Raw genomic sequence first — 14,276 nt, 5'->3', positions numbered from 1 at the left:
TAAAACCCGTCTATATATGAAAAAACTTTACTCCATATTCTTTTTCATATTTCTCGCCTCCTTAAGTGTTTATGCTCAACCAGCGATATCCTCACTTGATCCTTTAGATGATGCCACAGGTGTTGCTTTGGATAAAAGCATCTCGATCACGTTTGATGTAAAAGTGGAACCTGTCGCTAATGGAGGTTCTGTCTATATCAGAAAGACCGCTGATTCCACGGCTGTAGATTCATTTGTAGCTTTTACAGATTTAAGTTGGAGTCCAGATAGCATGACTGTATCCTTTCAGTCTGCCTTTTTAGCTGAACTTACCGAATACTCTATCATTATACCAGATACCATTTTCAGGGATAAGTCGACGCTACAAGCATTTCCGGGAATCTTGACATTGGCAGAATGGAGTTTTACCACTGGAGAATTTACGCCGCCCACTGCTACAGCTTTTTACCCGGGAAGTGGAAATACTAATATTAATCCCGACACTGTTCTTTCCATAAAGTTTGATGAAACAGTCGCAATTGCTTCAGATGGTTTCATTCAAATCGTCCTTACATCCGATTCCACAGTCGTCGAAAATATTGATGTTGCTACGGCCGCAGTAGTGAGTACAGGAGACAGTGTAGTGATTACTCCAACGGCGTTGGTAGACAGTGAAAGTTATTCAGTAATAATACCTGATAGCGTTATCCTAGATGCTTTTGGTAATTATTATGTCGGAGTTCCGGATAAAAGTGGTTGGTCTTTTTCAACGGGAGACTACACGGCTCCTCTCGCAGTCAATCTTTACCCTGGTAATGGCTCTATTGATATAACGTTTGATTCCACGCTGGTTATTACCTTCAATGAGCTCGTTTCTGGTGCGCCGGGTGGATTTGTCTATGTAATGCAACAAGACTCAGTACAATTCGATGCTATAGATGTCTCAGGATTTGGTAGTTCGGATAGTGTAGTTATCTCTGTAGCAACATTTTTAGAGGATTCAACTTATTCGATCATTATTCCTGAAGGTGCATTCGAAGATGGAAACGGTAATGCTTATGCCGGCATCAATGACTTGTCTACGTGGAGTTTCACAATCGGAGATTTTACAGCGCCTTCTGTTACTGCTGTTTACCCAATGGATGAGAATTCAAATATTAATCCGGATACTGCGCTTTACATTAAATTTGATGAAGATTTAGTACTTGATCCGGCCGGGACGATTACTATTAGAAGAACTCCGGACTTAGCTTTAGTAGAGTCGATTTCTTTAGGTTCAGGGGCGGTTACTTTGGTTGGGAGCGATAGTGTAAGGGTTGCTACATCACTTTTGGTAGATACTACTCGCTATACTATCACGTTTTCTGGCGATGCGTTCTCCGATGCATCTGGTAATTATGTTCCGGCATTGACGGATACCTCTGTTTGGAATTTTTCAACAGGGGATTACACGGCGCCATTAGCCGAAAACTTTTATCCTGCGAATGGTTCTATTGATATTGCTGTAGATTCCACATTGGTAATCACATTCAATGAGACTGTTTCTGCCTCCTTGGGAGGTGGCGATATTTATATAATAGATATCACTGCTGGAGATTCAGTATTGTTTCAGACCCTTGATATTAATTCAGTAATACCTGTATCCGATGTTGATAGTGTAGCATTCTCTGCAGGGTTATCATTCTCGGAGAATACCTCTTATGCTGTAATTATTCCTGAAGGAGTAATAGTCGATGGGAATAACAATGCGTATGCGGGAATAGGGGATACCACGGTTTGGAATTTCACCATTGGTGATTTTACAGCGCCTAGTTACACCAACCTTTATCCGGCTGACGAGTCCGTGAACATTCGTCCCGATTCGGTTTTGAAGATAAAATTCACTGAACCTATTCAACTGGCGAATGACGGATTTATTACCATTTTCAACTCTCCGGATTCTACGGAGGTTTTCTCTTTGAGTATTTTATCTCCGAATGTAAATCTGGCCGATGCGGATAGTAGTGTCACGATAACAGCTGCATTATCAGATACAACGAGATATGCAGTAGTCATTCCGGATAGTGTTATTCTTGATGGTGCGGGCTTCTTTTTTGCCGGGATACAAGACACAACTTTATGGAATTTTGAGACGGGGGATTATACAGCGCCCTTAGCAGAGAACTTTTACCCAGGCAATGGCGCAATTGATATTGCCGTCGATTCCACGCTGGTAATTACTTTCAATGAACCGGTTACCGGGGTCGGCTCTGTTTATGTGATGCAGCAAGATTCATCAATTTACGAAACCATTGATGTTTCTGGAATTATCAACACGGATAGTGTTGTTATTTCAGCGGCAGTATTCCTGGAGGACTCTACTTATTCAATCTATATTCCTGATGGTGCTTTTGTAGATGCAAATAATAACTCCTATGCTGGTATCAATGACCTGTCTACCTGGAGTTTTACAATCGGTGATTTCACCGTTCCGAGCGTTCTTAACTTTTATCCTGCCAATGGTGATGTAGATATCACGAAGGATACAACCCTATCGGTAAAATTCGATGATGTTGTTCAGCCATCAGATGATGGCTCTATTTATCTGGTTTATGGAGACTCTTCAAATTTTGAAGCTATTCCAATAGCCTCGGTTAACTTTTCCGGAGATAGCATCTATTTCTCTCACAGCCTTTTCTTAGATGATTCTACTTATGCAGTCATTATTCCTGATACGGTAATAACAGATGACAAGGGCAATTTCTTTGGAGGCGTAAATGACCTTGCTACCTGGAGCTTTACCATTGGGGATTTTACCGCCCCAATTGTTGAAGCGGTTTATCCAATGGATGGAGCCACTGGAATCACTAATGACTCCACGCTTTCGATTAAGTTCAACGAGCCGGTTCAAAAAGGATCAGGAAACATAACCATTGTGCTTACATCTTCTCCCGGGACTATCATTGAAACTATTGATGTTAACACTCCGGCGGTAACCATTTCTGGAGATAGTGTTACCATCTCTCATGCATTACTTTCAGATGTGACGGATTACTCAATAATTGTTCCCGGATCTACTATTACAGATTTATCTGGTAATGCATTCGCGGGTATTAATAATGCAGGGGACTGGAATTTTGAAACAGGTGATTTTACACCGCCGGTGATCTCTAACGTTTCGATAGAAATATATCGTGCAGATAGTATCGGTCTGGATTACGAGTTTGGGGAGATAGGGCGACTTTATTATACAATAAATGATTCCGATTTTAATCCGGATTCCACTGAGGTTTTCACTCCTATCGGTAATGTTTCATCCGGTGATACGGCAGTATCAGTAGATAATACCCCATTAACATTGAATATTGACCTACAGGGACTTTTAACGAATGGCACAGAATACTTTATCGCTATAGTTTCCGAGGATTCTGTCGGTAACCTGAGTGCTGTGCAGAAATATAGCTGGACAGCAGATGATGTCGCTCCAAATATTTCGGTCTTGACACTGCAGCCTGTTAGTAATACTGGAATTGAGCTTAATTATCAGGTCAATGAGTTTGACTCCATCTATTTCGCCATTTTTGAAGGACCTGCTATACCTGCACCTGACTCACTCGAATTAAGAAATAAATCGTCACTGGGTAGCGTTTTGAATGATGGGTTTGCGATTGCTGCCGTCGGTTCAACACAAACGCAGTTAATCGAATTCTCATTTACTGATGCTACACAGTATTATATTTATGTGACATCTGTTGATACAGCGAACAATCTTGGCATCGTTCAGTCATTGAATTGGACAGCTGATGGTACTCCACCAACAATTGAACTGATGACCATCTTCGATAATGACAATGATGGCTTCATTGATAGTTTAATCCTTGATTTTTCTGAGCCTGTAGTGGAAACCGGTTCCACACCTGTGTTAGGAACTGATTTCAATCTGGAAATGCCGGATGATTCATTGGCTATATCCGCAATAGTAACAGATCCACTTGGGAGTGATATAGTGACCATATATAATATTGTGGGCCAAAAGGTTCCTAATACGGCTGCTGATTCAATTCTTATTTACGGATTAACGGGCATTTGGGAGGATTTAGCACTGAATGATATTGTCGTAGACAGTTATAATCACACCATTGTTGCCGATAGCGCGAGTCCGGTGATCCTTGGTTCATTCCTGCCTTTGAGCAATAATTATTTGGATGTAACATTTAGTGAAGAAGTTTATAATACTGATACTGCATCACTATCTGGGACAATAGAAAATGAATTTGCGTTTACGTTTATAGATGATGGTGATGGAACAACGGCCAGTGTTACCAGTATAACCCTGGTGGATGGTACGACTGAACCATCGATATTCGGAGAAGATGTATTGAGATTTAATTTATCAGTTGGGGGAACTGATCCTTCAGGAGATGAGACGATTGAAATTGGTGTGAACACTGCTTCTGTATATGATGCCTATCATAATGTTGTCTATGATACGATTTCCACGGGCTTAATCAACCTGTTTAATAAGGATCCGAGGATTACAAAATCTGCTACACATAATAGCATTTCGTCTGTAGAAAATACCTCTACCGGGGCGATTGTTTTTGAGTTTGACATTACTAATATTCTGGCGAGTGACCTGCTTATTACTGGTATGGTATTCGAGAAGGGAACTTCCAATACTGTCTCAGATTGGACCGATGTCATTGCCGGGGCACGTTTAAAATCGGGTAATGACGTTAGTTTTGCAACCATATACAGTGATTCAATCAAGTTTACCGGATTAGGGATATCAGGTAATGATGTTCTTGGTAAAATCAATAAGCCCGGAGGAAACGGAAACCCGGTGGTAAAAACTTACGAATTTAACATTTGGCTGAATACTAGCATTACTGATTCGGTCAATCTTGACGATCAGATTTTACAGTTTGAATTATCAGGTAATGACATGACTTACAACGATGCGACAACATTGTTGGAAACGGATTCTGCTAATTCGGATGCGGTTGATATTGAAGTTATTGCAACAGAGCTTGTTGCTTTAGAAGAGGAGCCGGTTCAGTTCCAAAGGCAGTCATCAAACACAATGACGATAGTCGGAACGGATGTGAATGGAAATTTTGATTTAGGATTTTCGACAACTGTAAACGTCAATGATCAGACTATTGTGGCTGGAACGTTTACAGGCACATCAAGTGTGCTAATGGTTAATGACACTGCGCTGTTTACAGATCTCAATATCGATCAACTTGGAACAGGAAATGTGCTTAGGTTCTCTGCATCTGGTTTTTCAAATCTGGATGTTACCGTTGATGTTGTTGATAACATAGGGCCATCCAAGGTTGCCGTGTATCCAGCTGAAGGAGCCACGGGAATTGAGCTCACGGATACGCTGGTACTCAAACTTGATGAAACCATTGAAATTCAAACAGGTAAGATTTATCTGGTCAGGGACGCCGTACCACCGACTATCACTGAAATTGATGTGACCGATGCCACGCAGGTCTTTGCTTCCAATGATTCTCTTTATGTTGTGCCTACAGATCCATTAGTGGGGAATAGTGATTATTATTTATTGGCAGACTCAGGAATTATTTCTGACAATATTCTGGCTACTAACTTGTTTGCCGGAATTTCTTCCGCAACGGAATGGTACTTCAGCACGACAACTGTTGATAATTTAGCGCCAATACTTACTATCACAAGAAATACGCCTGCGACTGGGACACCGGATGCTACCAGGGAGGATTCTGTAACTTTCGCCCTTAAGTTTAATGAGCAGATCAATACGGCTTCTTTTACCGCCGCAGATATAATGGTGAATCCTGTTGGCTTGACATATAGTAGTGGGCCGACGATTATTGCTACTGGTGACAAGAAAAACTTTACGGTGACCATAGCGCAGATTGATAATGCGGCAGATGGGTATTTGAGCATAGAAGTTGGACCAGCAATTACCGATTTGGCGGGCAATCCAATGTCGTCTGCGGTAACTTCTGCTAGTTTCAAAATTGACCGTGTTGCACCTGCGGCAGATTCTATTGCGATATCCTCTAATAATGCGTTAACTGATAGTCTGGCAACAACAAGTGATGACATCTCATTGTATTTAAGGTTTGACGAGCCTGTTGGTGCAAATCCTTCTTTAGTTTTCAAAAGTGGGGGAGTGGCCGTAGTGAATGCTGTTTCCATTACACCTGTTAATGACAGCACATTTACAGCTGATTATACTGTAAGCCCATCAGATGTTCAGGGTGAAGTTACTTTCTCGGTAACCTTCGTGGATTCTGCCGGGAACCAAACGGTGCATGCTTCAACGACTGATGGTTCAGATATGTTCATGGATAGGACAGTGCCGTCTGTAACATTATCGACTTCGGAACCAGCCACTACAAATGCTGATCCATTCGTTGCGGTTGCAACGTTCAGTGAAGGTATTATCGGATTTACACAGTCTGATCTTGACTCCACTAACTGTACTATTGATAGTATTGTTCTAGTGAGTCCTAATGTTTACAATATTTACGTTAACCCGGATGATAATATCACGTCTTCAGTCACATTGAAAGTACGAGCCGGAACGGTAACGGACAGTGTTGGTCTGGCCAATACGGTTTCGAATACATTGAATGTAAGCTTTGATGATGTTCCTCCAGCTTTTAATTCCAAGACAGCTAATGCGGTGTCGACTACAGGGATCAATTTTGATCTTGAGTTGGATCAGTTGGGAACTGTTTATTATATGCTCAAGGAAAGAGGTGTTGGGACCGTTCCTGATACTTCTGATGTGGTTGATAGAGTTGCGGTTACGGGACATATTGCTGATGGAGTAACCTCTACAGGTACCATCTTTGATTTTACCATTACCGGGCTTAATGCCACCACAGCATATGACTTATATATTGTAGCCGTAGATCCTGTTGGCAATGAATCAGCGGTAGACTCTATTATAGATGTGAGAACAATCCCATCAGCGCCAACCTTGACTGAAAATCCAACCGGGCTTTCCGGAGATACCAGTCCAAGTGTTGCAATGTATCGTACTTTTAGAAACCTGAATCCGTCCGGTAATACCCCTGTTAATATATTCCCGACATTTGATGGTAATACCATTACCATTTACGGTAACTCGGATCTGGATTCTGCAATATTTAGTATTGGATCTGCCAGCCTAGCGGGGGAAGCTCCTCAAGTGGCTGATTTCTTTGCTGATAGTGCTGCTATTGGGTTGGCTTTCAGTGATCTTGAGGATGATAATGGTATTTATACTTTCTACATTACTCAAACCAATACTGGTAACTCACCTAGCCAAAGTGCGGCAAAAAAATATTCAATTGCGCTATTAGATAATATTGGAAACTCTAGAGGAGTAACAGTTTATACAAATGATGATCAGGTAGGTACTACATTAGGCGTTGGAAACCACCCATCAGCAGATCAGGAAGTCACTTTTAGTGGAGCAGGTCTTTCAGGCTATGACTATAGTTATGTAGCCGGGGATACCTCATATGTTGATTTTATACCTGCAGATGCTAGCACCGGGTTAAATCAAATTTCTGTTCGTTGGTTCAATTTAATTTCCAATGTTTCAGCCACTTTCCTTCCAGGTGAATTGAACTTTACTGTGAATGCAGTTTCTTCTGTATTTGTGGTTGCTGGTCCTGCGAGCTACTGTAAGGTAGATGATGCTGATGCACTTCCAATTAACCCTGATCCTGATGGCGTTGATGTTTTAACAGACGGGGATGGGTCTGATCCGGACTTCCATACTGTTGAAGTTTATTACATCAGAAATGGAAAGGTTGATAATACCATTGCGGGAGCGAAAGTGGGTGTTCTAAGTAATCAGACAGCTAACATTGCTGACCTGGTTATCACTTATGACAGTGCGCTTGTAAGTAATTTGAATGCGGATTTCGGTAACCCTCACAGTACTGATTTATGGGATTTCAGACCATCAGCGCTCTATGAGATCGGTGGTTTTTCAGGTCAGGAAATAGATACGTTGGTGTTTGCAACGATTATTTCGGATGATACTGATTCATTGTTTACAGTATTGGGAACTGAGTTTGTTTACTTATATCCTGACCCAACAACTACAATCACTAATGTCAACGAGTACTACTGTGAGGATGATGGATCGTTTGATATAACCGCTACTGTTGTCGCATATACAGGCGGACCAACCACAAGCGGAGTTATATCAAATGGATATCTACTAGAGCGTCATGCTGATGCCTTTTACTCAGGACCTGTGCAGTCAGTGAGTTCAGGAGGATCCGCTTTATTTGATCCTTCTAATCCATTTGGAGGAGGCCCTCAGACAGGATATTATAGAATTATTTATCAATCAAATGCTTCAGTGAATGGGGGTTGCGTCGGTGCAGACACTGCTGATTTCCAAATATTAACAAAACCTGTAGAGCCTGAAGTTGATGAGACGGCTTATACAAGCATTGGTACTTTATCGAGTGGCGAGTACCTGTTTGAATATTGTGGAGGTGATGATATATTGGATATAAGCATTCTAACAGCTGGTGTAGACACAGTGCTTTGGTATCTGGACGCTGGTGGGGTTGATGTGGTTGCTCCAGAAAATGTCTCCGGGACTCAGGGAGAAACCCTTAGTGTGCTTGACGAGTTCTTTGGGGGATCGATTCCAACGCAGAATAGAACCAGACAAGTTTGGGTTTCTGTCATAACAGATAAGAACATTAATGGATCTGGTTATGACGGCTGTGAAAGTGATCTACGTCATATTACTATTCAGGTTTATACTCCGCCAAACACTATAGTTATTGATGATGCACTTGATGCGGTTGCTACTAACGAGACGAATCTTGGAACCTTTACCGTGTCTCCATCGGTGGATACGATTGATGCGACAGGCTACATTTATGAATATTGTGTAGATGGGGGAGCGGCAGCAACTCTTGAGGATATTGTGGTGAATAGTGGTCTGAATGGTACGGTTTCGAGTGAGTCTTATTTCACGATTTATAACAGTGCGTTTTCACCAGTTGATAGTTTTGGAGTGACTGACTTAACAGGAGGCACTTTTGATGGTGATTTAATCTACAATCCATCATCTGCTCCATTGTCATTGTCACTAGTGGCAGGAGAAAAGGATACCTTCTATATCTCAAGAACGGATTATGATAATAACTATCCTATTGATCCTGATACCGCAGCCTTCTCCGGTTGTGAAAGTGATTTGAGGATGTTCACGATCTCTGTTTTTGATATTCCAGATGCTCCTGTTAATGCTAATTTCAAGGGTGGAGAAAATACTGCAAGTCGTCAGGCACTCCCAGGTAATGTTATCCAGTATTACATGTGTAGTGGCGATGAAAATGAATTTGTTCAGTTAGAATCTCCAGGCGTTACTGGTTCAGTGTATACATGGTATACGGATAACGGCGGTCCAGATGTGCCAATCCCAGTCGAGGCATTCAATGGACGATTAATTACTATTGATGAATTGGAGACGTTTGGTGGGTTTGATGATTCACTAGCTTCTACCTATACTTATTGGGTAACTCAGACTCGTGAAGCTAGTAATACGACTGACTTTTTAGGTTGTGAAAGTAGCCCTACTCAGGTTGATATTACAGTTTATCCGGATCCATCACCTGTGCTATTCACCAATGGGGGTGCACAAGATCTTGTGATCAGTGCATGTACCGATGAAATCGCTAGTACATTTATTACTGCAACAGGCGTTGTTCCGTCTACCTTTAAGTGGTATTTATCAAATGCAGGAAGGACGATAGAAAGTAGTTCAGCTATATATACACAATTGTATAGTGTGTCACCTGGAGCTTTTGGTCAAACTACTGCTAGTGGAGCTAACCTGCAGCTTTCCACCATTAATAAAGATTCGACGGTATATTTCTTGGTATCACAGACCAATAATATTGCTCCTAATGGTTCCACATTTGGAGGTTGTGAGTCTGAATTAGCCAATATGGCATATCTAACTTTTAATGTGTTTGATATACCGGCAACTCCAACAACTGCTGACCAGACATTATTTTATTGTGATGATGATGTGGTAAACAGCATTACTGTTTCTGGTGAGGCGACTACTGAATATAACTGGTTTGTTGATGATGGAACTGGCTTCCCTGCTGGAGGGGCGATCCATACTACTTCAGGATCTTCCAATTCGACCATTACGGATGCGGAACTTGGATTAGATGCTGGTGTGAATACTCCTGGAGTGTACAAGTATTTGGTAAGTCAGACATCCGATATCGGAGGGGGAGGAGATGGTACTTTCCTTGGATGTGAAAGTCCTTATTTGTCTATTAGCATTACCGTTGTTGGAACACCAGCAGCACCTGGGGTCGCAGATCCATTGCCGCAGTGTGAACCTGATGTAACACCTTCATCAACAGTAATTAGTTATACTGGATCCGCGAATATTCAGGGAACTACCGAGTTTGTTTGGTATGCTGATGACATGACTACAGAGTTGGATCGTATTGCGACCACTACTCCGACAGCCAAGTTGACCTATACACCTTCCAATATTGAGGATTATGTTGCATCACCTACGGATACTCTGATTACCATTTATGTATCTCAGGTGCTAAATATTGTAAGTGGAGAAGGGTTTTCGGGTTGTGAAAGTGCAATGTCGAGGGTTGATATTATTGTTTATCCTGAACCATCAAAACCGTCAACAGTTGGCAATGTGGAAGCCAATACTTACGTATTCTGCGAAGGAGATGATTTTACAGGACAAACAGTAGATATATTCAATCCACAAGGAGATGAAGTTTATACCTGGTATCAGACCTCAACAGGTTCAAATGTGATCAATACCGGACCTAGTATCAGTTTTATTAATGATCTTGATGGTATTTCGTTAGATGGAAAGGCATTCTCCGTATTCAACAATGTAACGGACTCTACTCAAGGTACCTACAACTTTTACGTTTCTCGAACTCAAAATATTCGATCAGATTTAGGGTTCACTTCAGGTTGTGAAGGGCCAAGAGAAACTGTTACAATAAAACTTCAGCCAAAACCTGATAATATGGCATTTGTGGGACTGTCTTCTACTTATTGCTATGATGATGATGTGGTAAATATTTCATCAACAGCACGAATAGAGGGAACCAATTATGGAAGTGTCACGGATTATTTAAACAGTTACTCTGGAGGATCCGCGACAATAACGGTAACCTCGGGAGGGACTAGTGTTAATATTGATAATGGCGACGGTACTGCAACCTTTGACCCATCAGATTTAGCAGATGCAGTGGGGGAAGATTCTATTGGAAATACCAATGTTCATCAGCTAACACTCCAAATTACCACCGAACAAGGATGTATTGAAACCTATTCACAATCATTCACCATTTATCCTAAACCGGATATTAGTCTTCAAATAAGTGAAGCTGGGGTTGGTGGAGCGGTTGTTCTTGGACCAACAAGGCCAGAGGATCACTACTATATGTCTGTTCGTGGAGGAAATGTGCTACTACAGGGTTGGGATTTTGATGCCAATTTTGGATTAGGAGGTAGGTTGACCTCTGGTACATTTACCAGTAATGGAATAGCCATCGGACAAGGAGAGGGTGTTGGAGTGACTACTACCGGGGAGGCATTGTTTGACCCTAATGGAACGGATGGCTCAGGCGCGAAGACTAATTTGTACAGTCCTGCAGAAAGCTTTGAAATTTACTATAATGCGGTTGGTCCAAATGATTGTGAAAATACGATCATGAAGAACCTTACTGTATTGCCAGTTCCGGAGTTCACTGATTACATTGATGGAAATGGAAATCCAAGAAAGGTTAAGAGTTTGCAAATTTGTTTAACTCAGGATGTTATTCTGGAAGCAGGAATTGACAATCTGGCGGACTTGGGTGTATCCTTTAATAATGTCCATTTTAACTGGTATGCAAGAGCACAAGGTGCTGAATTGGATACGTTGGTTATGGGAGATGTTCAACATGGTACCTACACGGTTGATGTAGACAAAACCGGAACAACTTGCAAAATTCAGTTCACCAATGCGTTTGATGAGAATCTGAATACTCCGGGTTACCCTAACCTTGAAGGTACGGTTGATTTTATTGTAGAGGCGTATTATTCTTATACGGCTCCTCATGGAGATGTTGTTCCATTGAATGTTACACCTGGTGAAGCGTATACTTTGGGTAATACACCTCAGCCTAAGATGAGGTGGGATAGTACAACCGTAGGTAGCAATACCATTGTCTATTTCTCTGATGATATAGGAGCGGAGCAACCTTTGGATGACATGCTGTTCAGTGTAATTAATGTAAATAATTCAACAGATACCTTATATAATTATTATAGAGACTCTTCATATGTGAATGCAGCACCTGGAAACACCATTCGAGACAGTTTGGTATTGACTTCTGCGGAGTATTCGTTCGCGGCAGGTGAATACATGTTGAGTCTTGAGTACAACACCACTTCTCAATGTAATGCTACTGAAACCAGGTACATTACGATCAATGATCATGTTGCATTGGCAACCGGGGCAGAGTTTATTGAAACATTTGAAGGTGGACCTGGAGGATGGTACATCAATGATATAAGTTACTCAGCCGGTAAATTAGGGTTTGATACGCTTGATATAACCACAGATCAGTCATGGGAGCTGGCTCCGACTACCACTTTTGGTGATTTGAATACTTCAACGTGTTGGGTGACCAATGCAACTACTAGTTATTTGGCGGAGGAGCAATCCTGGGTTTATTCTCCTACTTACGATCTTTCGGCGTTACTGTTACCTACCATTGGGGTGACTTATGCCAGTTATATGGATCCGAAAGATGGGGTGGTATTGCAATATTCTACTGATGATGGCGTGACATGGAATGCGCTGGGTAGTTATACGCTGGAGAATGGTACGTCAGGTAAGAACTGGTATAACAGGCAGGCGATAAATGCCAGCCCGGGTAATGCCGATGATATTTTCGTGCCTGGTACTAACGTTTTTAACCCTCAAGTATACGGATGGTCTTTTGCTGGTGGTAGAGTTGGTTTTCCTGATGAAAATGAGGTGAAATGGAGGGCAGCGGCCCATAAACTAGATGCTATTGTCGGACTTGATCATATTCGTTTCAGGTTTGCTCTTGGGGCAAGTACCGGACAGAAAACTGACAATGTAGGTACGCCTTATTATGGATTCGCCTTTGATGATTTTAAACTTTATGATAGAGAAAAAATCATTGTGATCGAGCAGTTTACATCGCTTGCAGATAGCAAGAGCAAGCTTGTGGATGAGGAAATTGATAACCGAATCACCAATACCCTGGGTAGTGATGCCCTGGTGATCAATTACTTCACTTCATTGGTAGATCAACCTGATCCATTGAATGCGAAAAGCAAGAATTATACAAGTGCCAGGTCTCTCTACTATGGTATTGAAGAGGTTCCACGTTCTGTTATTGCTGGTCAGATTCAGACAGGAAACCTGAATGCTACCAATGTGACTGATATCATGGGATGGAACATTAACCGATTCAATGAAATTGCTTTGGATGAGGCCGGGTTTGATATTGGGGATATCGTTATTGGGGGTTCTGAACAACAGATTACGATCTCGACCACATTTACGTCAAACGTCAATTTACCTGCTGAAACAGAGGTTTCATTCAGGTTTGCAATTGTAGAAGATTCAATTGCTGGCCAGGATATCAATACAACTTACAGTACCCCGTTGATCAATAACGCGCTAAGAGTGATGCTGCCAAGCGCCAGTGGAATGACTTATGTTGGTGAGGTTACGCAAGGACAGACCGACTTTGGTCTTGATTTATCAACGCTTCGATGGACCATTAATGACGTATATGATGCAAGCAATCTAGCGGTGATCGTATTTGTTCAGTTGGATACGGAGGTTGATTCAGAAGCTGGGTTGGGCAAAGGGATTATTCTACAGTCTAAAAAGATTGCGGTCCCTGCAGGAAAAATTGAACCTGCTTCGAACCAGATCACAGCTACTGCCCCTGAAAAAGGCAATGAATTCAGTGTTTTCCCTAACCCATCGGATGATGAGTTTATGATCAGGATAAATGGTTTTGTTGCCGATGATATGGATTGGACCCTATATGATCAGTCTGGAAGAGAAGTGAAACAAGGGTTGATTAGAAAAGGACAGGAGACCATAACGGTAGGCAGCAGCGAAGTTCCAAGTGGTTTGTATATGTTAAGGTTATATAACAAAGACATCCTTTGGGAACCGAAAAGATTAATGATTATCCATCAATAATGATAGGAATGAGCATTAAAAAAAGGAGATCAATTTTGATCTCCTTTTTTTATGTCCTTCA

1 protein-coding gene is annotated in these 14,276 nt (G+C 41.6%); it reads left to right on the top strand.

Going from position 1 to position 14,276, the window contains the following annotated elements:
* Positions 1-16: 16 nt before the first annotated feature.
* The gene (locus tag NXR94_RS16440) at positions 17-14,215 is read left to right on the top strand and encodes an Ig-like domain-containing protein (protein ID WP_258105771.1); all 14,199 of its coding nucleotides are present in this window, start codon (positions 17-19) and stop codon (positions 14,213-14,215) included.
* Positions 14,216-14,276: the final 61 nt, after the last annotated feature.

Source organism: Marinoscillum sp. MHG1-6 (assembly GCF_024714475.1).
In the GTDB taxonomy this organism is placed as follows: Bacteria; Bacteroidota; Bacteroidia; order Cytophagales; family Cyclobacteriaceae; genus JAMZMI01.
This window is presented reverse-complemented; position numbering and strand designations above follow the sequence as displayed.

What these genes read in the sequence shown, in the direction of transcription:
- NXR94_RS16440 (WP_258105771.1), top strand. Translation starts at nt 17, where the DNA reads ATGAAAAAACTTTACTCCATATTCTTTTTCATATTTCTCGCCTCCTTA.